Annotated in this window: 24 protein-coding genes; 13 read left to right on the top strand and 11 right to left on the bottom strand. The window is 40.5% G+C overall.

Annotated features, from left to right (window positions below; genetic code table 11):
- The 3 genes from G3T18_RS12460 to G3T18_RS12450 all read right to left on the bottom strand — a co-directional run.
- Nucleotides 1-192, bottom strand: a 192-nt coding sequence (locus G3T18_RS12460; RefSeq protein WP_224410882.1) for a four helix bundle protein, incomplete at its 3' end; no start/stop codon positions are given.
- Between the two features lie 112 nt (nucleotides 193-304).
- Nucleotides 305-1246: a type IV pilin-like G/H family protein gene (locus G3T18_RS12455; RefSeq protein WP_224410881.1), complete on the bottom strand. Its 942-nt coding sequence runs from the start codon at nucleotides 1244-1246 to the stop codon at nucleotides 305-307.
- Nucleotides 1247-1370: 124 nt separating this feature from the next.
- Nucleotides 1371-2666 carry a Glu/Leu/Phe/Val family dehydrogenase gene (locus tag G3T18_RS12450; protein ID WP_224410880.1) on the bottom strand — a complete coding sequence of 432 codons (1296 nt, stop codon included), beginning with the start codon at nucleotides 2664-2666 and terminating at the stop codon, nucleotides 1371-1373.
- Nucleotides 2667-3475: 809 nt separating this feature from the next.
- On the opposite strand from G3T18_RS12450, the gene G3T18_RS12445 reads away from it, so the two are divergent.
- Complete coding sequence (locus G3T18_RS12445) at nucleotides 3476-4060, top strand: DUF4126 domain-containing protein (protein ID WP_224410884.1); 585 nt, start codon at nucleotides 3476-3478, stop codon at nucleotides 4058-4060.
- Nucleotides 4061-4099: 39 nt separating this feature from the next.
- Here G3T18_RS12445 and hemH read toward each other — a convergent pair whose 3' ends face one another.
- The gene (gene hemH, locus G3T18_RS12440; RefSeq protein ID WP_224410879.1) at nucleotides 4100-5263 is read right to left on the bottom strand and encodes a ferrochelatase; all 1164 of its coding nucleotides are present in this window, start codon (nucleotides 5261-5263) and stop codon (nucleotides 4100-4102) included.
- A gap of 113 nt (nucleotides 5264-5376) precedes the next feature.
- On the opposite strand from hemH, the gene G3T18_RS12435 reads away from it, so the two are divergent.
- Nucleotides 5377-6000, top strand: coding sequence for a class I SAM-dependent methyltransferase (locus G3T18_RS12435; RefSeq protein ID WP_224410878.1), 624 nt, complete (start codon nucleotides 5377-5379; stop codon nucleotides 5998-6000).
- A 7-nt stretch (nucleotides 6001-6007) separates the two neighbouring features.
- Here the strand turns inward: G3T18_RS12435 and G3T18_RS12430 are convergent, their stop codons facing one another.
- The 3 genes from G3T18_RS12430 to G3T18_RS12420 all read right to left on the bottom strand — a co-directional run bounded on the left by G3T18_RS12430 (nucleotide 6008) and on the right by G3T18_RS12420 (nucleotide 7764).
- Complete coding sequence (locus G3T18_RS12430; RefSeq protein ID WP_224410877.1) at nucleotides 6008-6580, bottom strand: Uma2 family endonuclease; 573 nt, start codon at nucleotides 6578-6580, stop codon at nucleotides 6008-6010.
- A gap of 126 nt (nucleotides 6581-6706) precedes the next feature.
- Nucleotides 6707-7159, bottom strand: coding sequence for a tellurite resistance TerB family protein (locus tag G3T18_RS12425; protein WP_224410876.1), 453 nt, complete (start codon nucleotides 7157-7159; stop codon nucleotides 6707-6709).
- 152 nt (nucleotides 7160-7311) lie between these two features.
- On the bottom strand, nucleotides 7312-7764 hold the full coding sequence (locus G3T18_RS12420; protein ID WP_224410875.1) for a tellurite resistance TerB family protein: 453 nt from the start codon (nucleotides 7762-7764) through the stop codon (nucleotides 7312-7314).
- A gap of 114 nt (nucleotides 7765-7878) precedes the next feature.
- On the opposite strand from G3T18_RS12420, the gene aspS reads away from it, so the two are divergent.
- From aspS to G3T18_RS12405, 3 genes are all read left to right on the top strand, one after another.
- Nucleotides 7879-9669, top strand: a complete 1791-nt coding sequence (gene aspS / locus G3T18_RS12415; RefSeq protein WP_224410874.1) for an aspartate--tRNA ligase — start codon at nucleotides 7879-7881, stop codon at nucleotides 9667-9669.
- Nucleotides 9670-9897: 228 nt separating this feature from the next.
- Nucleotides 9898-10755, top strand: coding sequence for a phytochelatin synthase family protein (locus G3T18_RS12410; protein ID WP_224410873.1), 858 nt, complete (start codon nucleotides 9898-9900; stop codon nucleotides 10753-10755).
- A 465-nt stretch (nucleotides 10756-11220) separates the two neighbouring features.
- On the top strand, nucleotides 11221-11364 hold the full coding sequence (locus G3T18_RS12405; protein ID WP_224410872.1) for a hypothetical protein: 144 nt from the start codon (nucleotides 11221-11223) through the stop codon (nucleotides 11362-11364).
- Nucleotides 11365-11458: 94 nt separating this feature from the next.
- Here G3T18_RS12405 and G3T18_RS12400 read toward each other — a convergent pair whose 3' ends face one another.
- The gene (locus G3T18_RS12400) at nucleotides 11459-12859 is read right to left on the bottom strand and encodes a hypothetical protein (protein ID WP_224410871.1); all 1401 of its coding nucleotides are present in this window, start codon (nucleotides 12857-12859) and stop codon (nucleotides 11459-11461) included.
- Between the two features lie 760 nt (nucleotides 12860-13619).
- Between G3T18_RS12400 and G3T18_RS12395 the strand changes: the two genes are divergently transcribed.
- Nucleotides 13620-13967, top strand: a complete 348-nt coding sequence (locus tag G3T18_RS12395; RefSeq protein WP_224410870.1) for a DUF433 domain-containing protein — start codon at nucleotides 13620-13622, stop codon at nucleotides 13965-13967.
- Nucleotides 13957-14319: a DUF5615 family PIN-like protein gene (locus tag G3T18_RS12390; protein ID WP_224410869.1), complete on the top strand. Its 363-nt coding sequence runs from the start codon at nucleotides 13957-13959 to the stop codon at nucleotides 14317-14319. Before G3T18_RS12395 ends, G3T18_RS12390 begins: the two co-directional genes overlap by 11 nt.
- 35 nt (nucleotides 14320-14354) lie before the next feature.
- Here the strand turns inward: G3T18_RS12390 and G3T18_RS12385 are convergent, their stop codons facing one another.
- Entirely contained in the window at nucleotides 14355-14741 is a 387-nt protein-coding gene (locus tag G3T18_RS12385; RefSeq protein WP_224410868.1) for a DUF4878 domain-containing protein, read from the bottom strand.
- Nucleotides 14742-14748: 7 nt separating this feature from the next.
- The gene (locus G3T18_RS12380) at nucleotides 14749-15417 is read right to left on the bottom strand and encodes a YiiX/YebB-like N1pC/P60 family cysteine hydrolase (protein ID WP_224410867.1); all 669 of its coding nucleotides are present in this window, start codon (nucleotides 15415-15417) and stop codon (nucleotides 14749-14751) included.
- Between the two features lie 178 nt (nucleotides 15418-15595).
- Between G3T18_RS12380 and G3T18_RS12375 the strand changes: the two genes are divergently transcribed.
- From G3T18_RS12375 to G3T18_RS12360, 4 genes are all read left to right on the top strand, one after another.
- Nucleotides 15596-16993 (top strand): TldD/PmbA family protein, encoded by a 1398-nt coding sequence (locus G3T18_RS12375; RefSeq protein WP_224410866.1) that lies wholly within the window; start codon nucleotides 15596-15598, stop codon nucleotides 16991-16993.
- Between the two features lie 74 nt (nucleotides 16994-17067).
- Nucleotides 17068-17526 (top strand): DUF29 domain-containing protein, encoded by a 459-nt coding sequence (locus G3T18_RS12370; RefSeq protein ID WP_318013959.1) that lies wholly within the window; start codon nucleotides 17068-17070, stop codon nucleotides 17524-17526.
- Between the two features lie 100 nt (nucleotides 17527-17626).
- The gene (locus G3T18_RS12365; protein ID WP_224410865.1) at nucleotides 17627-17947 is read left to right on the top strand and encodes a type II toxin-antitoxin system TacA family antitoxin; all 321 of its coding nucleotides are present in this window, start codon (nucleotides 17627-17629) and stop codon (nucleotides 17945-17947) included.
- Between the two features lie 76 nt (nucleotides 17948-18023).
- Nucleotides 18024-18443: a GNAT family N-acetyltransferase gene (locus G3T18_RS12360; RefSeq protein WP_224410864.1), complete on the top strand. Its 420-nt coding sequence runs from the start codon at nucleotides 18024-18026 to the stop codon at nucleotides 18441-18443.
- Nucleotides 18444-18532: 89 nt separating this feature from the next.
- Here G3T18_RS12360 and G3T18_RS12355 read toward each other — a convergent pair whose 3' ends face one another.
- On the bottom strand, nucleotides 18533-20731 hold the full coding sequence (locus G3T18_RS12355) for a phosphoketolase family protein (RefSeq protein ID WP_224410863.1): 2199 nt from the start codon (nucleotides 20729-20731) through the stop codon (nucleotides 18533-18535).
- A 505-nt stretch (nucleotides 20732-21236) separates the two neighbouring features.
- Here G3T18_RS12355 and G3T18_RS12350 point away from each other — a divergent pair.
- Both G3T18_RS12350 and ligA read left to right on the top strand, forming a co-directional pair.
- A complete protein-coding gene (locus G3T18_RS12350; RefSeq protein WP_224410862.1) occupies nucleotides 21237-22451 on the top strand; it encodes a sensor histidine kinase in 1215 nt (404 codons plus the stop codon).
- Nucleotides 22452-22648: 197 nt separating this feature from the next.
- Nucleotides 22649-24724, top strand: coding sequence for an NAD-dependent DNA ligase LigA (ligA, locus tag G3T18_RS12345; protein WP_224410861.1), 2076 nt, complete (start codon nucleotides 22649-22651; stop codon nucleotides 24722-24724).
- Nucleotides 24725-24816: the final 92 nt, after the last annotated feature.

Below are 24816 nucleotides of genomic sequence, written 5' to 3'. Positions count from 1 at the left end.
GCGATCGAGATAATGATACCGTCCATAACCTTCGGCAATATTCAGTAAAATGCTGCAAGCCGATCGCCGTAGTTGATCGCTTAAATTGTAGCGTTCGTGATGGGGTAAATTATCAGCTAACCGATAAGCTGCCTGAAGTAATTTTAAGCCGTCTTGGTAAAATTCCAAACTCTCAAAACCTTTATCTTCCATATATCCCACCTCCCCACCTCACCAATCCCCACCTCACCAATCCCCACCTCACCAATCACCAATCCCCAGTCCCCAATCCCCAATCCCTAATCCCTTGTCTCCCAAACAACAATCACTCCAACAAACTCGAACCAACAGGACATTGAATTTCTGGAGATTCATTACTTGAAACTGTAGGCGTAGCTGGAGGAGAGGTAGAAGGTTCGTTGGTTGCACAAATACCGCCAACTGTGGTTTTGTTACCATCAACTTCGGTAACAAATAAAGCAGCCGTGTAACTCGGTAATTCCCTATCTTTAGAACGAGCAGTTATGGTGACGCTTTCGAGTTCAGTTTCTGGTTTAATAATTTCGTAGCGATAAGACTGAGTTTCTAAATTTGCAGCAATCCCAAGTTCGGTTAAATTGGCGGCAAAAGTTCCCTTTTCGAGAAAATAAGCTTGTTGGGCTTTGGCTAACAGACTGATGTATTGTATCGGTACTCGTCTAGCTTGTTCTTCTGGGCTTTCTAGCTGAACTGTTTCCACATTTTCTGGTAAAGTCGGGTCGTTACTAACTTTTTCAAATAAGGTGGCGTTTTCGCTGAGAGTTTCTGGACGAGTATTTCCTGCCGCGATTCCATCTAATTCTAAACGTAGTTTGCCTTCTGGGGTTAACTCAAAAACTGTTAAAGCTTTTTCTTCTGAGTTAATTTGCAAATCAATTTGCATGGGATTGTTGGTAGGATTTATTTGGTAGCCCATTTCGACGGCAACATAAGAACCTTCCTCGGTAGGTAAGATGGTATACATTTGCTGGTTATCAGCAAAAACTAACCTCAGAAGTGCCTCGGTTTCGGGATCTTGATATTGCCAAATGCCGATTAATTGGTTAACTATTGGTGAGGTTTCAGTTGTTTCGGTGGTTTGGGCTAAGGTAGCTGGTTGAGAGGCGATCGCGTCCCTCGCTGTAGCTGGTAAAATTGCTAAGTTAGTTAATAAGGCTAACAGTAAACTATTGGTAATAATAGTTAAGAGCGGATCTCGCTGGTGGCTGGTATTTAAAGAATGACTCATAGCAGTAAGAGTTAGGAAATCTTAGTGGATCTTAGCGCGATCCGCACCTTGCGCGTCAGCATAGCGATCGCACTCAGCGAGGACATTTTTCCTGGTGTGCGATCGCTATACACCCTGTACTATATTAATGAACTAACCCATTAACGTAATAATCTCTGGTTCCTTTCGCATCTAAGGCTTCTCCGAGGCGGTTTAAAGCGTGAATATAAGCAGCAGTACGCATGGAAACAGCTAAATCTTGCGCGATCGCCCAAGTTTCTCTGGTTTCTGTCTCCATTTTTTCTTGCAGTCGTTGGTTGACTTCTGCTAATGTCCAGTAAAGTCCGCTACGGTTTTGTACCCACTCGAAGTAACTGACGGTAACGCCCCCAGCATTAACTAAGATGTCGGGAAAAACGTAAGTTCCTTTCTCAGCCAGGATTTTGTCAGCCGCAGAGGTAACTGGACCATTGGCGACTTCAAAAATATATTTGGCTTTAATCTCAGCAGCGTTAGCTTCGGTAATTTGATTTTCTAATGCAGCCGGAATTAAGACATCGACATCTAAAGCTAACAATTCGGCGTTAGTAAGAGTTTCTCCCGAAATCGTGTCGCAAACGCTATCTTGACAGTAAATTCCTTTGAGGGTTTTGTGTTCTTGTTTGTGTTGGCGAATACTGGGAATATCTAAGCCTTTTTCGTGATAAACTCCTCCTTGGGAATCGCTGACAGCCACGACTTGATAACCTGCTTGCTGAAGTAAATCTGCGATAATCGCACCGACATTACCAAATCCTTGAACGGCAACGGTGGTATTTTCTGGTAACTGCTCGAATCTTGGTAAAATTGCCTTAATTACATAATATGCGCCCATTGCCGTCGCACTTTCCCTACCTTGACTTCCGCCCATTGTTAAAGGTTTACCTGTAACTACCGCCGGACAAATTTGCCGTTTGATGATGCTATATTGATCCATCATCCAACCCATTATTGTGGCGTTGGTGTAAACGTCAGGTGCGAGAATATCGACATCTGGACCGATAAAATCCGCGATCGCTTCAATGTAATTGCGACTCAATCTTTCTAATTCTTGTCGAGATAATTCTTTCGGATTCAAGGCAATTCCGCCTTTTGCACCCCCAAAAGGCAGATTTAATAAGGCACATTTGAACGTCATCCAAAAAGCTAAAGATTGCACTTCATCCATTGACACATTCGGATGATAGCGCACACCACCTTTACCCGGTCCCCTGGTATCATCGTAGCGCACTCGATACCCTTGAAAAACTCTCAAAGAACCATCATCCATCCGTACAGGTATCGAAACATTTAAACTCGCTTTCGGGTATTTCAGATGTTCCAAAGCATCTTCGGAAATCGAAACATATTTAATCGCATTAGCTAACCGTTTGCTAGCATCGGCAAATAGCGATTCAGACATTCCCCTATCTCTCCTTTTGTATCAGGCGATCGCGCCTTTGATAAGTTTGTTTGCATTTTAATGAAAAGATAATTGCCCGAGGAAGAAAAGACGCGATCGCTGACAATTATTGCACCTATCTCATTCTTGGGGCAGCGATACAAGTTATTTCATCCCAGCGCTAACTTTTTTCGAGGTCAGAGGTTCAAGGCTTTTGCCTTCAAACTTCTTCGCTTTCCTCTCTCAAATCTTTACACTTACTTACTTATCTTTAATCTAAGCTAATTTTTGGCAAACCGTATAAATTGTTACAAAAATCCAAAAAAATGGCGATCGGGGATTGGGGACTGGGGACTGGGGACTGGGTTCAGTTATCAGTGAACAGTTATCAGTTAGCAGTTAGCAGTTATCAGTTAGCAGTTACCAGTTAGCAGTTAGCAGTTACCAGTTAGCAGTTAGCAGTTACCAGTTAGCAGTTACCAGTTACCAATTCCTCCTTGTCTCCCAGTTTCCACCACTAACTGTTCACTGTTCACTGTTCACTGAAGTCCCCCTTGTCTCCCCCCTCCTCCTTGTCTCCAATCATGACTGATAACTGATTACTAATTACTGGGAAAGCTAGTAGTAAGCAGGAATACAGGTATCAGGAGTATCAGTTTGACAAAATTATTACTTACTTACTCGGTAATTATTTTTTCCTAAAGATTTTTATACTAAGAGTAAGGCTAAAGTTAGGAAACTCAACCTACTTAGCTCTAACTAAAACTTGTTAACGATTTCTCGCACTTGTTTTTCCTTTTACTTCACCATTTCCTTTAGTAACCGTCATGATCGTCGCTCTTTTATCAATTCTCTCAGCTTCTGCCGCCGCAGGAATGAGGATAGCTCTACCTCTACTCATTATTGGCTTTCTCCAAAGTGAGAGATTATGGTCAGACGTACCAATTTTAGCGAGTATCGAGCCCCCAGTTGTAATTAGTATCCTTACCAGTTGGTCATTATTTGAATTAATTGGCTCAAAAAAATTGCTCGGTCAGCGTGTCTTGCAAGTAGTTCAGCTTTTATGTAGTCCTGTGGTTGGTTCAATAATCAGCATTGCAGTTGCCAAACTTACTCATGTAGAAATTGGACCAATCTGGTTAATTGGTTTAGTCGGAGGGTTATTTGCCTTTCTCTTACAATTAGTTTTAGTTGGTTGGTTCTTTCGTCTGCGCGGTTTGCCAATTTGGGTAGTTTTAATTGAAGATACCCTCTGCATTTTTCTCGTGCTATTTGCCTTCAACGCCCCACAAGAAGGAGGATTAATCGCTATGTTGCTGTTGTGGTTAGCTGTTCGCAGTTCTCAGCATTGGCAGCAATGGTATCGTGAAAGCCGACGACTGGCATTAAAACCTTCTGGCTTGAATTATGATTAGCCAGAGGTAGAGACGTTATAAGCAACGTCTCTACAGAAATTACAGTATACCCACGAAATGTAATAAGCCACGACCGCTAATTAACTCAATTACCAAAGCAATAAAGCCAATCATTGCTAAACGTCCGTTCCACACTTCGGCGGTTGTCGTCATTCCCCATTCCCAACGTTCTTGGGGGTACATTTTCACTTTCTTTTTCATCAGATTGACTTCGGAGAAAGTGCGAGAAGGTGCTTCGAGAGCATTTTCTACTAAATCAACCAAAGATTTAATGAAAACCGGATGAGTATTGAGTGCGGGTACGCGCTGGAAGTTATGAATACCTGCTTCTTCAGCAATTTCGCGATATTCGAGATCGATTTCTTGGAGAGTTTCAATATGTTCGGAGACAAAACTAATCGGTACTACGAGAATATTGTCTACCCCTTGTTCTCCTAATTCGATCAGCGCATCTTCGGTGTAGGGTTTCAGCCACTCAACCGGACCGACACGACTTTGGTAAGCCAAAGTATAATCATTAGGTCGAGCGAGAGTCCTCATAATCGCTTTCGTACATTCCTCAATTTCCTGTTGGTAGGGATCTCCTGCTTCTTCAACATAGCTTTTGGGGACACCGTGAGCGCTAAAGAAGATGTGAACATCGTCAGGATGGGAAAATTGTTCTAACTCTTGGCGAATTAACTGTGCCATCGCTTCCAGGTAATCTGGATGCTGATACCAAGAGGGGATAACTGTGTAATCAATGTTTCTTAAACTAGAATCTTCCTGCCAAAGTTTTTCTAACAGCCGGAAAGAGGAACCACTGGTACTAATGGAAAATTGCGGATAAAGGGGTAAAATTACTAACTTATCGACGCGATCGCGTTTAATCTTTGCTACTGCTTCTTCAGTGAATGGATGCCAGTAGCGCATCCCAATATATACGCGAGCTTCATGTCCCTCTTCTACTAATTTTTCTTCCAGAGCTTGGGCTTGGGCTTCCGTAATTTTGCGTAATGGAGAACCACCGCCAATTTGTTTATAGTTTTCTTGCGATGTTTTCGCTCGTCTTGTAGAAATTAACCACGCCAAAGGCTTTTGCAGCCAGGGAAAAGGTAGGCGAATGATTTCGGGGTCAGAAAACAAGTTGAATAAGAAGGGACGAACGTCACTTAACTCGTCTGGTCCCCCAAGATTAAGTAATAATACCCCTATACGACCCATAGTTATAACAGCTTTTCTCAAATTTTCAGATTCTTTACTAAGTTTAACAATATATCTTTTTTCGAGTATAGATTAGCAACAATGGATACACATCTTAACTGGGAGGTTAAATTTTGGCAACAATTCTGAGAAATTGGAGTTATCGCTATCAATGGCTCTATGACAGCATTTCCGCTCTAGCTGCTCTTAGTGTCGGTGGCGAACAGCGTTTAAGAAATCTAGCTTGGGGGGGATTAACAATTCACAAAGATACTCAAATACTCGATCTGTGTTGCGGTGCGGGACAAGTTACCCGATTATTGGTAAAGCACTCAAATAATGTGACGGGCTTGGATGCTTCTCCTTTCGCTCTTCAAAGAGCATCTCGTAATGTTCCCGAAGCTGAGTATGTGGAAGCTTTTGCGGAAGATATGCCTTTTGCTGAATCTCGCTTTGATTTGGTGCATACAAGTGTAGCTTTGCACGAAATGTCGCCAGCACAACTTAAGCAGATTCTGCAAGAAGTTTATCGGGTTTTGCAACCTGGAGGGATATTTGCTTTGATCGATCTCCATAAACCAACTAATCCTTTATTTTTTCCAGGTTTGGCTGTATTTATGTGGTTGTTTGAAACTGAAACGGCTTGGCAATTGTTAGAAACTGATTTAGTTCACGAGTTAGAAACAGTTGGTTTTGCAGTGTTGAAAAAAGATTTACACGCAGGGGGAAGTTTGCAAGTAATTCAAGCTAAAAAGTGATTTTTTCCTACTCGGTTTGATTATCCTCGAAAACGGGGGGCCAAAGTTCGTTAATTGGTAATTCCCAACCGGGGAATAATTCTGGTATGGTTAAAATATCGGTATCGGTTAATTCGATTGCTTCGCTATTGGTAGTACGATAAATTGTGAGTGTCTGGCGATCGGGATCGATGAGAATTCCTACAGTAGTTCCTAATTCAAGAAACCTATGAATTTTCTCAACAATGGGTTTAATTCTATCAGTAGAAGACTTGACTTCGACCATTAAATCTGGTAGGAGTTGAGCGAAACTACGGGGACTATTTTGCAAACGAGAAGCAGAAACGAAAGAAACATCAGGACCTCGTAAGTTACCATCTGGGAGTCGAAAACCTGCACTCGATCCTGTCACTCTTCCTATTCGACGAGGTAGCACCCACATATTGAGAAAGGTAATTAAACGGGCGATAATTTCTTCGGAAAGATAATCTGATAATCCCATAATTGTAATTTTGCCATCGACTAATTCAAGTTGGTAGTCGAGATGGGCTTGTTGAAATGTAGATTGAATTTTTTCTAAATCTTTAATTTCTAAAGACATAATATTTTTCTCTGCTTAAGATTATACTCTTAGATGATAGTGAAAAAATAGCGATCGCGTAAACCTAGGTTGGTTGTTAATTTTAACTTCTAAATACCGCAATCGCGAAATTCTCAGAGATTTATTTTAACCTTTGTTTTTAATTAACATTACCTCAATAATTTTATCGACAGTTGCTTGTGGGATTGACAATGCGCGACTCAAGCTACCCAAAAGTGCTTCTTCTTCTTTGGAGACATTACCATCAGCTAAAACCAGGTCAGTAGCGATCGCGAAAGTGGTATCATACAAATCGTGAGGTAAAGAAGCGATCGCGGCGTTAAACAAAACTTCGCTACCTTCACGACGTAATATTCCCGAAAGTTTGTCAAACATTCGTTGCATTACGTCTCCTGAATAACTACGATACATTTGCATTCTTCGTAACACAGTATTGAGTAAAGTAATTTCGTCATTTGCAAGATAACCATCAGCCGCGACAACTATTAAAACAATAGCTAAAAAAGCTTCCGCAGGTCCAAGTGTAACTTGACTCTGCGCCATTTTTCCCGATTGACGAAAGTTATCAAATAAACCCATTTTTCCATCCTAGTAAATGATTTTCTGCTATATCCTGACCGAAAATGTTAAATAATGGGTTAAGTGTAAATTTTTTGTTACGTTGAAGTGTATCTTAATTTATGTAACTAAGCGAAATTATTTAGCGATCGCTAATTTTTCAGATGTTCATTTCAACCCTTATTTTTAATTAACATGACGTTAATAATTTGATTGACAGTTTCGTCGGGTATTTCTAATGCGCGACATAAACTACCTAAGAGTGCTTCTTCTTCTGGGGTAACTTCACCATCAGCTAAAACCAGGTCAGTAGCGATCGCGAAAGTGGTATCATACAAATCGTGAGGTAAAGAAGCGATCGCTGCGTTAAACAAGACTTCGTTACCTTGACGACGCAAGATTCCACAGAGTTTGTCAAACATCCGTCGCATCACATCCCCTGAATAGCTACGATACATTCGCATCCGTCCTAAGACTGTATTCAGTAAACTAATTTCCTCATCAGCGAGATAACCGTCAGCCGCGACAACGATTAAAACAATAGCTGCAAAAGCTTCCGCAGGTCCAAGTGTAACTTGATTCTGCGCGAGATTTCCAGATTGACGAAAGCGATCGAATAAACCCATCTTTCTCTCCTAATAAATTATTTTCTCCCACATCCTGACCCAAGATGCTGCATAATAGGCAAAGTGTAAACTTTTTGTTACCCTAGTATCCTTGGTATCTTATTTTCAGTAACTATGCGAAGTTATTATTGCGGTGAAGTTAGAGCAAAACATATAGGCGAAACTGTTACTCTCTGTGGTTGGGTGGATCGTCGTCGCGATCATGGAGGTGTAATTTTTATCGATTTACGCGATCGCTCTGGTATCGTCCAAATTGTTAGCGATCCGCAGCGTACTCCTCAATCTTATCAGCAAGCGGAGTCTTTGCGTAATGAATATGTGGTTAAAATTACTGGTAGGGTTAGTAAACGTCCGGAAGATTCTCTTAACCCGAAACTTCCTACTGGTGAAGTAGAAATTTATGCCGCTCAAATTGAGTTACTAAATTCGGTTCGCAAGCAGCTACCTTTTCAAGTTTCAACTGCTGACAATGAACCAATAAAAGAAGAATTGCGACTTAAATATCGCTATCTTGATTTAAGACGAGAACGCATGGCGAAAAATATTCAATTGCGTCATGCGGTAGTTAAAGAAATGCGTCGTTTTCTGGAAGATATAGAAGGATTTATTGAAGTTGAAACGCCAATTTTAACTCGTTCAACTCCTGAAGGTGCGCGGGATTATTTAGTACCTTCTCGCGTTAATCCTGGACAATGGTACGCTTTACCTCAGTCACCGCAATTATTTAAGCAGTTATTAATGGTATCTGGAATCGATAGATACTATCAAATTGCTCGTTGTTTCCGCGATGAAGATTTACGCGCTGACAGACAACCGGAATTTACTCAGTTAGACATGGAAATGAGTTTTATGTCAGTTGAGGAAATTCTCGATTTAAATGAAGCTTTAGTTGGTCATATTTTTCAAGCAGTAAAAGGAATTAAATTACCTCGTCCTTTTCCGCGCTTAACTTATGCAGAAGCAATGAGTCGTTATGGTACAGATAAGCCGGATACTCGCTTTGATTTGGAATTAGTTGATGTTTCCGATATTCTTAAAGATTCTGGCTTTAAAGTATTTTCTAATGCGGTGAAAAACGGGGGAATAATTAAGGTTTTACCCGTACCAAATGGAAATGAATCTATTTCCAATGTGCGAATCAAACCCGGTGGCGATCTATTTAAAGAAGCTACGAGTATGGGTGCTGGTGGAATAGCTTATATTCGCGTTAAAGAAGCAGGTAAAATTGATACTATCGGCGCAATTAAAGATAACTTGAGCGAGGAACAAAAGCAAGAATTATTAACCAGAACTGGCGCAAAACCAGGACATTTATTACTTTTTGGTGCGGGAGATACTGCGATTGTTAATAAATCTTTAGATCGCCTCCGCATGGTTATTGGCGAACAGTTAGGATTAATTGATGAAAGTAAAATTAACTTGCTTTGGGTGACAGAATTTCCGATGTTTGAATGGAATGAAGATGAAAAGCGTCTCGAAGCTTTGCATCACCCCTTTACTGCACCTTATCCCGAAGACATTGACGAGATCGAAACTGCACGCGCCCAAGCTTACGATTTAGTTTACAATGGTTTAGAAATTGGCGGCGGAAGTTTGCGTATTTATCAACGCGAAATCCAAGAAAAAGTTTTTGAGGCAATTAACTTGACAAAAGAAGAAGCTTATGGTAGATTTGGCTTCTTATTACAAGCATTTGAATATGGTACACCGCCTCATGGTGGGATAGCCTACGGTTTGGATCGTCTGGTAATGTTGTTAGCAGGAGAAGAGTCTATTCGAGAGGTAATGGCTTTTCCGAAAACACAACAAGCGCGATCGCTACTTACTGATGCACCTTCTTCGGTTAGCGATCGCCAACTTAAAGAATTATACGTTGCTTCGACCTACGAACCTGAAGAAGATTAGGAATTGGGGATTAGGGATTAGGGATTGGGGATTAGGGATTAGGGATTGGGTTCAGTTATCAGTGAATAGTTTATCCTTCACCTCTCCCTTGTCTCCCCCCTCTCCCTTGTCTCCCAATTACCCAGTCCCCAGTCCCCAGTCCCCAGTCCCCAATTACCCAGTCCCCAGTCCCTGCTATACTGCAAGATTAAAAGCGAGATTTCGCTTACAATCATCGGGGAATCAACTATGAGCGCTAGTAGCACCTCAAATTTTTTACGCAAGCTTTTTGAACGGATACCCTTACCTGTAGCTATTATTATCGGAGTTTGGGCTGCTAATGGGGTATTATTACCACTGTATCTTCAAAAGTGGAATAGTTCTTCACAATCGCAAGTTGAGGTAGATAGTTCAGCATTATTAGAAATAGATAAAGGTCAACAAGTTCCTGCGGTTAGAGAGAAATTACCCTTAACAGAAAATTTAATTAATTTTAACTCAACTGCGGGAGAAAAGTTACTTTTTGAAAGCGAAGCAAGAGCAGATTATTTACCTTTAAGTATTCATTTTGTTACCCAAACTAATCAAGCTTTTTGTGGTGTTGCGAGTATGGTGATGGTTTTGAATGCACTTGATATTCCCGCTCCAGAAGCCCCGGAATACAAGCCTTATGACATTTTTACCCAAAAAAACTTTTTCAACAAGCAGACGGATAAAATAATTAGTGCTAAGAAGGTTTCTCGTCAGGGGCTGACCCTTGCAGAATTGGCAGGTTTGTTAGCAACTTATCCGGTAAAAACAGAAGTACATCATGGTGGAGATTTGACACTAGATGAATTTCGTTCGCTAATTGTTAATAATTTGGGACAAACTGATAACTTTGTAATTGTGAATTATTTACGCAAAGCTATCGGTCAAGAAACAGGTGGACATATTTCCCCGATCGCGGCGTATGATAAAGATACCGATCGTCTCTTGATTTTAGATGTGTCTCGCTACAAGTACCCCCCAGTTTGGGTAGAAACTGAAGAACTTTGGTTAGCAACACGGACGCTAGACTCAGTATCAAATAAGACACGGGGTTTAGTTTTGGTTAGCGATCGCTAGTCTGGTAGAATCTGTCCGTAGTTATCTTAGCTCAAGTTCTGTTTTACCGAGTTGTCAAACTACTAATATGAAAGGCTTGTGTTCATATCATTCCAGTGATATAAACTCTTATATCTGACCAATTTAGTCTGCAAAAAAGTGCTTTTTCCTCTCAATTAGTTTTGGCGATCGCTAGTCTGGTAAAGTATTTTTTCGGAAATTTTAGCTAAATTTTAGCTCTAGAGTGCAAAGATTACTAATTTATGTCTAAATTCTCAGCAAATTCTCAGCTTTTACTTAGATTAGCTTAAGCTACTGCTACCAATATGTAGCTATGAAATGCTTTGGTTTGAAGCCATAATACCAGTTTAACCTTTTGCTCCCTCTTTATCGTTCCCTCTACTCTGGAGGGGACGAAACCACCTTCTCAGTTGAAGGATAATGAACATGAAATGGTTATTAGTTAAGACTACAATAGCATTAATCGTGTCTTTCGCGTTCGGAGCGATCGCACCAGCAAATGCTTATCAACCTCCCGATAATATTGGTACTCCAATAAGTACCGATAACGGTGGAACTCGCACTACTTGTACTTCTAAACCAATTTTCGATCGCCGAGACGAGATTTAACTATTTTAGTTTACTCTAGCAGACTTTAATTGCTTCTAACATAAGATAATCTCAGGAGTTGAAATCCTAATTCCTAACGACCAATCACCCATCTTCATTCTAATTGAACATATTTTTCTAAATCGCTAATTTCTGGGTCGGGAAACTCAGTTATAATTCTCCAAACAATAGTATAACCTCCATCGGCGCGTTGACGCACTGGTCGAAAAGCAATAATAATATCGCTACTGGGTGTTTCTAAAATTTCTCTAGCGTTACGACGATTTTCACGAGGAATTGGTTCACCTGTAATTACTGGTTCTGGTAGTTGATATTGAATTAAACGCAATAAATAGGTATGATTTAGTTTGGCAGGTAATTCAGAGAAAACGGGTAATTCTAAAGGTGGAACTTCACCTAAACCGAGTTTGTGAAAGAAAAAGCGTCTCTGGTCTGCTTGAATTGTTGCTAGTTGTTGGGGTGGACGATAGATAAAGAAACATTCTCTTTCTTCTGGGGTGAGAATTGCTCTTTTTGCTAACAACGTCGCGACATTATCCAAGGGAATATCACCCAAGCTTACCATAAAACCGTAGTTCAAGCTAGGCATGGGGATAGCAAAATTTTCCTTGTCAACTTCGAGAGTTAAACGAGGTAAAAAATCTTCTGTTAAGGGTTTGAGGGGTGGAAAAACGGAAATATCTGTAAATGAAGGTAAAACGCGATCGCCGACTCGATCGATTTTGCTGCGGTATACTGTTTCTGGAAGTATTGGTGAAATTCCTGTATTCGGTTCCGTCAGGAATTCGTCATAGAGTAAGATTTCTAGAGGTGAAACTTCGTAAGTTGATTGTAACCTTTCTCGGTTAGCTAAAGGATCGTTGAAACGGGCTGAGGGAGGGAAGAGTTGGGTTGCGGTTAAGGTTTCTTGTCTGACAGCTTCTAGTCGAACGATCGCTTCTGCCGGGGGCGTAATCAAAGGTATAATTATTTCTGGTGCATCAGCGATCGCTTCTTTTGCTGGTAAACCAATTACAGGTGGTTCTGGTTCGGGAAATTCTGGGACAACTGGAGTTACAATATTTCCCGGTAGTGTGGGTATCAAACGGTCTAAAAAGGGAATTAAGGGCTGTAAAGTTAAAGTGGAATTGTAGAGAGTGCAATAAACTTGTTGTTGAGTCTCGTTTAAAGAAGATACTTGCACATTAGTATTAGGATTATTATCGCAGAGAAACTGAGGCAGGCGATATTGCTGACGCAAAAAGCGTTCCACATCGATAATATGGAAAGTTAAAGCGATTCTTGCTGATTTTACCTGATTCGGGTCGGGTTGCGCTAGCGATCGCTCGACTCTTTCGATTAAGTTTAACTGTTCTTGCAATAATTGCTGCGCTGGAGTCCAAAAATCTGCTTGGGCAGTTAAGGATGGCGATCGTGTTTCCAATGCTAAACTTACACTGGGAAGTAGTCCCCAGATGCACAGAGAAACCGATACGATTAATCGAGGGTAGCGCATACCATAGCTTCGCTAGACATAAGTTGAGTTTACCACTGTTTGGTGTTTATTTGTTTTATTTTCTCGCAAAGTCGCAGAGTCGCAAAGGATGAGACGCAAAGTTATTTTCTCATTTTTCCTTTGACTATCTTGGGAGTTGTTTTTTCGCGCAAAGTCGCAAAGTCGCAAAGGATGAGACGCAAAGTTATTTTCTCATTTTTCCTTTGACTATCTTGGGAGTTTATTTAGTTTATTTTCGCGCAAAAATGCCAAGACGCAAAGGATGAGACGCAAAGTTATTTTCTCATTTTTCCTTTGACTATCTTGGGAGTTTATTTAGTTTATTTTCTCGCAAAAATGCCAAGACGCAAAGAATGAGACACAAAGTTATTTTCTCGTTTTTCCTTCGACTATCTTGGGAGTTGTTTTTTCGCGCAAAGTCGCAAAGTCGCAAAGGATGAGACGCAAAGTTATTTTCTCATTTTTCCTTTGACTATCTTGGGAGTTTATTTAGTTTATTTTCTCGCAAAAATGCCAAGACGCAAAGAATGAGACGCAAAGTTATTTTCTCATTTTTCCTTTGACTATCTTGGGAGTTTATTTAGTTTATTTTCTCGCAAAAATGCCAAGACGCAAAGGATGAGACGCAAAGAAATTTTCTCATTTTTCCTTTGGCTAGATCTAGTATACTTTTGATACTTTCTTGAGTCAATAGCTTTTATCCATCATTTACTACCAAAGCATTTTGCTAATATGGAACTGAACAAATAAAATTGTAACTATGACTCAACAAAAAATCTCAGATTATTTTAATTTTCTCGCACCTAACGATATTCGTTTAAAAGGTTCGCGGATTGGAATTGAAACTATTCTTTATGAATATTTGGAACGCGGAAAATCTCCTGAAGAAATCGCCCAAATTTATCCTTCATTAAGCTTGGAACAAGTTTATGCGACAATTCTTTATTACTTGCAAAATCAACAAACTATTAGCGATTACTTAAAAACTTGGCTAGAACACGGTCAAAAAATGAGAGAACAACAGCGACTTAATCCTCCACCTGTTTCCGAGAAGTTTAAACAATTAAAACGTAAATTAAAAGCGCAAATAAAAAATAATGACGCTTAATTATCTTATTGATGAAAATGTCAATCCTCTCTATGCTAATCAAATTAGAAACCGGGAACCTAATATATTAATTAAAGTGGTAGGAGAAAAGGACACACCCCCTAAAAGTACCCTTGACCCAGAAATACTCTGCTGGTGTGAAGAAAATAACTTTGCACTTGTCACAAATAATCGTACCTCTATGCCTGTTCATCTAGCCGATCGTATCACAGCTAGTCGTAATATTCCAGGGATTTTTATTCTCAATTCTAATCTAAGTATTGACGAAAATTTGGCAGAATTAATCTTAGTAGCCCTGGCTTCTGAAGATAATGAATATCAGGATTGCATTATTTATTTGCCCTTAAATTAGTATAAATGATTAGCTCATTTCCAAACAACTAAATATTACTTGCTTGGGCTAATTTTCCATTCATCGTTTTCTTTGACTAATTTTGTGGTTTCGGTTTCGGTAGTTCCGTTGGCAAATTCAATTGTATAAGTGACTTCTGCTACTTCTCCAACTACATCCTCGTTGAGAATTTTAATCGATTTTATGCCTCCTTTTTCTTGAATTTCTCTTACACCTTGGGTTAAACCAGTTTTGAGTTTATCAATACCCATTGTTTTCACAACTGTCGAGGAAAACATATTTGCAGCGTTTTCTACTTTTCCGGCTTCTAAAGAACGGTAAAATTGCTTAACGGTTCCTGCGGGACCAGTGTTGAAACAGCCATAGACAAGCACAGAAGTACCTGCTATAATTGCGGTTAAAACAAATTTTCTTCTTTTCATCACAAACCTACCTTTCTAGTTGGAAAAAATAAACTTGTTTGAGATACTGACTAGATAACAAACGACTGGGTAACAGATATTCTCCCTGACGCATCGGAAGTTGCAATTTGTCAAATTTGCCGTCTGTGAGATCGATCCCTGCGGTTAAATATGCTCTCCAAATTAATTCGGTGCAATATAATTTATCTGGGGTAGTTAAATCGAATTCTGCATCGAAAGCTAAATTTTCTTGTGCATAACTTGTCGCAATTTCGGCGGCTAGTTGGGAAATGGTTGCTTCTGATACTTGTAAACGATAAATTGCAACAACCGAAGCGTTATCTTTGGCTAAGAATGCTTCTAAGGAATCAATTTTTACTGTCCCGTCGTCAAAGGTTTCTCCAGTAGATGCGTGAATAACAAAAGGACGATCGCCGATAATTTTAACTAAGCCAACATGAGAAAATGGAGAACCAGCGTCGGCTGAAGTTACTGCTTGGGAAAGTAAGCTATTTCCCCCGCGAAAAATTATGTCTCCTGTCTGGAATAATTGGTAATCTACAGTTTTGATGTAGTCGGGAGACTTGTGTTTGTTAGCGGGGAAAGCAACAGATAGCAAAATTCCACTACTGAGGAGGGATAAACAAGCAGCAGCGAGATAGGCTAAATTAAATCTTAGCTTTTGCTGTCTGCTCACTTGCCTCCGTTGGCACCGAAAAGTTATATTTCTATTATGCTCGATCGAAAAATATTGGCAATAGCTCTCTTTTTAGTTAAAAATGGTTGGTAGGTAGTTGGAGTCACTAATTTACTCCTAATATTCCTTCTATCCCAATTCCTAATCACCAATCCCCAGTCCCCAATCCCTCTATTTTATGCCCGATCTACTTACCGATAAGAAAAATTTACTTTCTGATTTGATTGCACGTTATCAAGACCGTGTAGACTTTTTAGCAATTCGCTTGGAAGAATCCGAGGGAACGAATATCTTGTTACGAGGAGATAAAATCGAAACCCTCAGTGAAGGGATTTCTCTGGGCGGACAGGTAAGGGCTTGTTATAAAGGAGGTTGGGGTTTTGCTACTTTTAACCAACTTAATAATTTAACTCAACGAGTGGAAGAAGCGATCGCGGCTGCGAGAATAGTTGGTGATGAGGAAACTTTACTTGCGCCTGTGCCTGCGGTGCAAGGGGTTTTTCGTGTACCATTGACGGGTACAGATCCGCGCAATGTACCTTTGGCTGAGAAAAAAGCATTATGCGATCGCTACAATCAAATTTTACGCGGCTACAGCGAGATTGTGACCACAACTTCGGTGCGTTACGGTGATGTTAACCAAAGAATCATCCTCGCTACCTCTGATGGTATCTTAATCGAACAAGCTTGGGCAGATTTGGAAATGCGCTTCGCAGCCACCGCACGTAACGGCGAAATTGTGCAAACTGGAAGAGAAACCACAGGTTCGCGCAAAGCTTACGAGGATCTTACCCAACTGGAAGAACAGGTGCAAAGTGCTGCTCAACGTGCCGTGGATGCCCTCGCTTTGCCCCCTGTAAAGGGTAATACTTACACAGTCGTCATCGATCCCATTCTCACAGGTTTGTTCGTTCACGAGGCATTTGGACACCTCTCAGAAGCAGATATGGCATACGAAAATCCCGACTTATTAGAAGTAATGAGTATGGGACGCAGATTTGGTCCAGAAATGTTACAAATCTTTGACGGCGCAGCACCTCCAGGACATCGCGGCAGTTACTTGTATGATGATGAAGGTACGCCCGCGACAACCACGCAATTAATCAAAGATGGGATGTTAGTCGGACGCTTGCATTCTCGCGAAACTGCGGGAAAATTAGGAGAAACCCCCACAGGTAACGCTCGTTGCTTAGATTACCATTATCCCCCCATCGTCCGCATGACGAATACCTGGATCGAGCGAGGTAACACCCCAGTCGCAGATTTATTTCAGGATATCAAAGAAGGAGTTTACGCCCGTAACTGGTTAGGGGGAATGACAAACGGCGAAATGTTCACCTTTAGCGCCGGAGAAGCTTGGATGATTCGCAATGGTAAAATAGCCGAACCAGTCAGAGATGTCACCCTTTCCGGTAACGTCTTCAAAACCTTGGCAAATATTGAAGGAATCGGCGATGATTTTTATTGGGACGAGTCCGGCGGTTGCGGTAAAGGCGGACAAAGTGGTTTACCTGTAGGATGTGGTGGACCTTCTTTACGCATTCGTAATGTTGTTGTTGGTGGCGAAAGTTCGTAAGTAGTGCGGGCAAAATGCCCGCTAGATAATTAAATTAATCTTGCCTGTAATATAATTAATTAACCAAATTTGAGATTTTTATTAAAAAAGATTTAACTTTTCAAACAAATCTCTACGATCGCGACTTCTATCTCTGGACAGAAACTACCGCAAATTTGTTACGAGAAAATAAATTTCATCAGGTAGATTTAGATAATCTGATTGAAGAAATTGCCAGCATGGTAAAAAGAGAAAAAAGAGAATTAAAAAGTCGCTTAATTGTTTTATTAATGCACTTACTGAAGTGGAAATATCAATCAGAAAAAAGAAGCCCAAGCTGGAGTAGTACAATTAGCGAACAGCGAATCTGTCTAGAATTATTACTTGAAGATAGTCCTAGTCTCAAGCCATTTTTAGCGGAAGTATTGTCTAATTGTTATCGAAAAGCTCGTCACCTTACTGCGAAGAAAACTAATTTACATTTAGATACTTTTCCGGAAGGATGTCCTTTTTCTGAGTCGAAAATACTTGAATTAGATTATTTACCAGAATGACTATAGGAATTAGTTCGACTACTATAAATATCATTAATAATTTTTGAGGTTATTACCTGCCGAGATTTTATCCTTGAGCATAATCATTGTCAGTAAATGTATGTATAATATATATACACTCTCATTAGTCACAGATATTAATATGGGTACAGAACAACAACTACGGTCTGAGACGGTCAATTTAAGAATTCACCCCAAAATACGTTCAATAATTGACGCTGCTGCACAAGTTTGCGGTAAAACTCGCACTTCGTTTGTGATTGATGCTGCTTACCACGCGGCTACAGAAACTTTATTAGAGCAAAAAACTTTTTACCTTACTGATGAACAGTGGGAAGCATTCAACGAAATTCTTGACCGTCCCACAAAATTCAATGAGAAATTAGCTCAGTTACTAAAGGAAAAAGCGCCTTGGGAATAAGGTATAAGCAACCAGAACCAATCAACGAAAAACACAACGTAGAAAACTTTAATTGTGAAAATCAAGTTTTGAATGATTGGCTGAAAAACCAAGCGCTGAAAGGGGAAAAAATCGGGGTTCTCGAACTTATGTTGTTTGTACTGAAGACAATAAAGTTATCGCTTATTATTGTTTAGCGTCGGGGAGTTTGGAGCGTTTTCAAGCACCTGGTAAAGTAAGAAGAAATATGCCAAATCCAATCCCCGTAATAATTTTAGGTCGTCTAGCTGTAGATATTAATCATCGAAATAAAGGTTTAGGAAAAGGTCTAGTAAAAGATGCGATTAAGCGCAGTATAGAAGCAGCCAAAATTATTGGAATTAAAGCTCTTTTGGTTCAGGCGATTGATGAAAATGCTCAAAGTTTTTATCTGGAAAAATGTGGATTTATGACCTCGCCAGTTAATCCATTCACTTTGATGATAACTATTAAAGATGCCGAACGAGAATTACTCTGAATTATCTAAGAAAATGTAGTGCAATCGCCAGCTTGACAACCTGAAATTGTGTAGAGACGTTGCAGGTAACGTCTCTACAGGAACTCTAACTATCCAACTAATTCAGTTGCTCTCTTGACCATATTCTCAGCAGTAATTCCATTAATTTCCATGACTTCTGTTGCCGAAGCAGCAGTGTCTCCACGCTTCCACGCAAAGGTATCTCGCTTGCTATTACTGCGTAACATAATTGGTTCTAACATCGCACTGGAACCGCCAGTAACCCCAATTAAAGCATCGCCGCCAAACATTGTTTCAAAGCCAGCATCATCTAAGAAACCGCCGTCTTTTTCTGAGCAAGTTTCCCAAGCAGTATCGCTAGGACGATATAAGCGACGAGGACTAATTACGGAAACAATTTTTGAGCCAATTCCTTGAGCTTTTAATTGTGCTGCTGCTTCGTAAACCGGAATTAAAGTCATGTCGCCAATAACGGCAAAAACAACAGTTTTCTCACCAGCATTTTCCTCTAAAACAAATGCGCCATCAACTAACGCTTGACGGGTTTGCTCAAAGGTAGAACGAATGGTTAAAGGTGACTTGGAAGCAGTAATTGTAATCCCCTTATTTTTCTTAGTTAACGCCCATTCATAACAAGCTTGAATGCTATTAGCATCGCAAGGAAATAACGGGAAAACATTACCATTTCGCATCATCGCAGCGAAATAGTTTTCAATTTCCGGACGTTGGTGCGTCCAACCGTTACGCCCTTGTTCTAAAGCCCCGGCAGTAAATAAAGTAATTGTTGCGGGAGTTGTCCGGCGTAATTCTGCCATTGCTTGGGTTACTGTTTGCCAAATTGGTAATCCGTTGATGGCAAAAGATTCGTAGGAACACCACAAAGTTCGTGCGCCAAATAAAGCTAAACCTGCTGCTAACCCGGCACAAGCATCTTCACTTAATGGTTCGTAAACTTGTCCTTGAGGTTGTTGGTAATAAATTTCGTCGGGGGTAGGGTGAACGATTTTTAAGGCGATATTGACGTTATTAATTCCCGATGCGGCATTACCGTCAGCGTTGGTAAGAATAAAGTTGGGGTCTTGTTTTCCCACATGAGCAATTACTGTACCCATTGCGGTTGTTGCAACTTGTTTTTCGCCACCAACAGGGTATTCTGTTAATGGTAATTCGCCTAAATCAGAGAGAGGTAATTCTTTCTCGGTGACGACGGTTTTGGCAGCAGGTCCACCATTAGAACGAACGAAATTAGTGCGAATTAATTCCCAAGCTTCAGCAGGTAAGGCACGGTCTTTTAAAGCTTTAACAATGTAGTCTTTTTCGACAGTATCGCCAGCATAAAGATTGTGTGCTTGTGCGCCTCGTTTGTGTACGCCTGCACCTTTGAGTTGTTTGATAATTAAAACGGTGAGTTTGCCGTCCATTGCAGATTTAGCTGCTTTGTCGGTGGCTTCTAAGACGGCTTGGACGAATTCCAGGCGCTTGTCGAAAGAAAACAGGGTACTATCGACGTAATCGCTGGCTTGGTTGGAGTCGTCGTAAACTTTGGCATCGACGAGAATAATTTCGCGGAAGCCGTTTCCTGCCCAATATTCAATCATTTCGTCGTTGGTTTTGGTGGAAACCATGCTGTGATGTTCTTGGGAGTAGCCGTTCCAAACTAAGATGGGCAGGAAGTTGGTAACTTGGGGGTAAGCGGTGTTGAAGTGACCAAAGCTACTCATGACGTAGGGTTCGCCGATACCGCCGTCGCCGATAGTTACGGGGAAAAGTTGGTCAGGATGCAGTTTTGCGCCCGCCATGGCGAAGTGTTGTCCTTGTCCGAGGGGTCCGGCGGGGTTGAGGAGTCCGGGAATTTGTCCGGAGAGGTGTCCGAGGAGTCCGTGCATTTCGCGGAAACGATCGCGCATATCTTGGACGGTTTTGATTCCCATGTCTTCTAGGGAACGATCCAAGAACATATTACTGTAAAATCCTGGGGCGTGATGTCCGACTTCGGTGATAATATTTTTGTAACCTAACATGACTAAAGAGGCGATCGCGTCAGCAATACTCGCAAAGCCTCCTGGGTGTCCTGATGCTTTGGATGCGGTCACTTGTAAAGTTAAGTAACGCAGGGCATCTGCGGCTAACAAGGTTTGGTATACTGCGGCTTTGTCCTTGGGAGCAGAAATCGCTTTTTGGTCGGAGGCGATCGCCGCTTCTTTTCCATATTGGTCAAAATAAGGTAAGTCTTCGCCAAAATATTGAATGCCTTGACAAAATGCTGGAATTGCGCTAGCAACTGTCATTTAATTAAATACCTCTGATGTTCGTTAGGAGTTAAATAAATCTTACAATTTTACAGGTTGATGCAGGTATGTTGTAGGCAAATTTAGCTGTTTTTGGGAAGATCGATTTCTAATTAGTTAGATTAAAAATAGAAATAAGGTTAATTTTGGCAACAATTTTAGCTATTGAGACTTTTGTAGTCTAATGTAGTCTATTTTTGCTAAAATAACTTAGCTCAGTTTGTCTGGAAACCGAGGTAGATCGAAATAAAAGTTTGAGCTTGGTACGATCCTGAACGCATTTATCTGGCTCACCGTTACCAACAAGCTTTCCTGAAAACTCGCTTTTTTGTGCGAGATCTTCCCTCTGAGTTTGAAACCCAATTGGTTTGGATGATGAGCGATACTCGCTGCGTTGCATCTGCTTCGCGATCGCGTCACTATTATTGGTGATTGCTAGCAGGATGCTCCTGAAAAAATTTATCTACTTTAATTCAAGTAAAGCTGAATAATCTCCAGCCTAAAAATGTCTTTATCGATGAAAGAAATCGGTCAAATAATTAATAATAATTTTGAGCAAATATTTGCTCAATGGAAAAAGAATGTGCGTCAAAATGAGCAAATAAATAGCTCGAGAAAATTGTCAGCTACAGCTCTAGAAGATTCATTTCCCGAAGTATTAAATGCCATAATTTCAGCTTTAGATCGTGACATTTTAGTTTCAGAAAATGAACTTGACGAACTCAATAATGCTAGCTTTAAACACGGAAAAGTTCGCGCCGAACAAGGATTTAATGCAGCAGAAATAACGAGAGAATATCGAATTTTACGCCAGACAATTTTTCGAGTTTTATCAGAAGAATTATTGAAATTAACATCCGAACAATTAATTTATACTTTTCGCGTCATTGATGCTGTAATTGACGAAGCAAGCGCTCAATGTTTCGATCATTTTGTTACCGAGCGTACTGAAAAACTGGAACAGTTGCAATCAGAAATGACTAAAACAAATGAAGAATTAAAGCGTATGGTGCAACTGGATAAAAATAATTTTTCTCAGTTTACTCACGAACTAAAAACACCACTTAACTCGATTATGGGCTACTCGCAATTGCTGTTGCGTCAGCAAAAGAGTCAGGAAAATTCGGAAGCAAATCAAACTATCGATATGCTTAATCGAGTATTGCGTTCCAGCAAACAATTATTACAGTTAATTAATGATGGGCTGGAAATTTTGCGTCACGACGCTGGTAACATTCAACTGCAACTAATTGAAGTTGATGTAAGAACAATTGTCGATCGCGCAGTAGAAACAATTTTACCTTTAGTTACAGAAAAAGATTTGCAATTGATTGTCGATGGCGATCGCGCTCCGGTGACAGTCACTACCGATCCCTCTCGCTTAGAGCAAATTCTCACGAACTTGCTCAGTAATGCCATTCGCTACACTTATTCAGGCACAATAACGGTTTTTTGTCAAGCTTCACAAGACAAGACTTGGACTTTAACCGTAGCCGACACGGGTATTGGGATTGCACCAGAAGAGCAAGCAACGATTTTTGAACCATTTGCTCGCACTACTGCGGGTGCGAATCAAGACGGAAGTACAGGTTTAGGTTTAGCGATCGTCGCTCAATTAGTAAAATTATTACAGGGAGAAATTAATCTAGTATCGGAAGTAGGAAATGGTTCTACTTTTACGCTTGTTTTCCCTTTAGAAATAACACCTAGTCAGTCATAATCTCAAGTCAAATTTTCTGAAAAAAATCGCCAAATCTTTACTACGAACCTGAGAAAAAGATTAAACTAATACCAATTTGCTTTATCTACGCTACATTAAATTGTGTAGAGACGTTGCATTTTAGTCTCTACAGGTTTGCGTCTGTAGCATTAGTTTATGTAAATGGTATAAATAAATGGGTACAGTGGAGAAAAATAATGGCATCAGCATCGCCAGAAATTCAACAACGAGCAACACAATTGCGACAACAACTACAAAAGGCAAGTTATGCCTATTATGTGCTTGACGAGCCGATAATGGAAGATGCTGTCTACGATCGCCTCTATCGGGAACTAGAAGAGTTAGAAACTCAGTATCCGGAATTAATTGTACCAGATAGTCCAACTCAGCGCGTTGGTGACATCCCTGCCGATAAGTTTATTTCTGTTCGTCACAATATCCCTCTCTACAGTTTAGAAAATGCTTTTAATCTCGCCGAATTCACAAAATGGCAGGAACGTTGGCAGCGTCATTTAGCTTCAATACCAGATAATTTTGAGTATGTTTGTGAGCTAAAAATTGACGGTTCAGCGCTCGCTTTAACTTATGAAAATGGCTTATTAGTACGTGGTGTAACTCGCGGAAATGGCGTAACTGGCGAAGATATTACCCAAAATATCCGCACGATTCAAACAATACCTTTACGCTTAAATTTAGACAATCCACCAGCGCGAGTTGAAGTGCGGGGCGAGGCTTTTTTACCTATCGATATTTTTGAAAAAATTAATCAAGCAAGAGCCACAGCCGGAGAAGCTTTATTTGCTAATCCTCGCAATGCCGCAGCCGGAACTTTGCGACAGTTAGACCCCAAAATTGTCAGCGAACGAAAGTTAGCTTTTTTTGCTTATACTTTGTACATTGCTGATGCGGAAAAATCACAACCAGACAATCTGCAAGTACCCGGAATTTCCTCAGACGAATTCTTCAATCCGACTACACAATGGGAGTCTCTAGAATTACTGCAAGAAATGGGCTTTAAAGTTAACCCCCATCGTCAAGTTTTTCAGTCATTAGAAGCAGTAGCAGATTATTACAATTCTTGGGATAACGCGAGACAGAATTTACCTTATCTTACTGATGGCGTAGTCGTGAAGCTTAACTCTCACGAATTAAAAGAAAAATTAGGCTTTACGCAAAAATTTCCTCGTTGGGCGATCGCCTTGAAATATCCCGCCGAAGAAGCTCCAACTCAAGTAGAAAATATTACTGTGAATGTGGGGCGAACTGGCGCAGTTACGCCACTGGCGCTTCTCCAACCAGTAGAATTAGCAGGGACAACTGTCCAAAGAGCTACACTTCATAATAAAGATTTTATCGAACAATTAGATGTGCGAATTGGCGATACAGTAATTATTCGCAAAGCTGGAGAAATTATCCCGGAAATTGTCCGAGTTTTACCAGAATTGCGTCCCGAAAATAGTCAAACTTTCCAAATGCCGCACAATTGTCCGGAATGCAATCAACCTTTAGTTAAACCGGAAAATGAAGCCGCAACTCGCTGTATAAATGCTTCTTGTCCAGCTATTTTAAGAGGTAGTTTAGTACATTGGGCTAGTCGCGATGCTTTAGATATTCGCGGTTTGGGCGAAAAAATTGTCCGGCAATTAGTTGAGGCTAATTTAGTTAATTCTGTTGCCGATCTTTACGATTTAACAGTCGAGCAAATCGCTTCCTTAGAGAGAATGGGAACCAAATCTGCTCAGAAATTAGTTAACGCGATCGCGGAATCTAAAAAACAACCTTATTCTCGCGTGCTTTATGGTTTAGGTATTCGTTATGTGGGTAAAGTTAATGCTGAATTACTGGCAAATTATTTTACCACAATTGCGCAATTAGCACAAGCCCAAACAGCAAATTTAGCAGCTATAAATGGTATTGGTTCGGAAATTGCTCAAGCCGTTTCTGAGTGGTTCCAAATTCCGGCTAATCAAACCTTAATTGAACGTTTGCAAGCTGCTGACTTACAATTGGCAAAATCAAGCGATCGAGAAACTTCTCGCCAGACACAATCCCTAGCAGGAAAAACCTTTGTTGTCACGGGAACTTTACCAAACTTAAAACGTGCTGAAGCCGAAGATTTGATTAAACAAGCAGGGGGAAAAATTAGTAGTTCAGTAAGCAGCAAAACCGATTACTTAGTCGTAGGAGAAAATCCCGGTTCTAAGCTGGAAAAAGCGCAGAAATTAAAGATTACCCAACTCAGTGAAGCAGAGTTACGCAAAATGATTGAATAATCACGAGCAAAACCGATCTACCTGTTATACCCCAAATAAAAAATCTCAATCTAATTTGCTTGGAGTCACCTGAAAACCTAGACAAAAAGAAC

The sequence above is a fragment of the Oscillatoria salina IIICB1 genome, assembly GCF_020144665.1.
Taxonomy (GTDB): Bacteria; Cyanobacteriota; Cyanobacteriia; order Cyanobacteriales; family SIO1D9; genus IIICB1.
The sequence above is the reverse complement of the archived record's forward strand: the minus strand, read 5'-3'. Positions and strand labels throughout refer to the sequence as shown.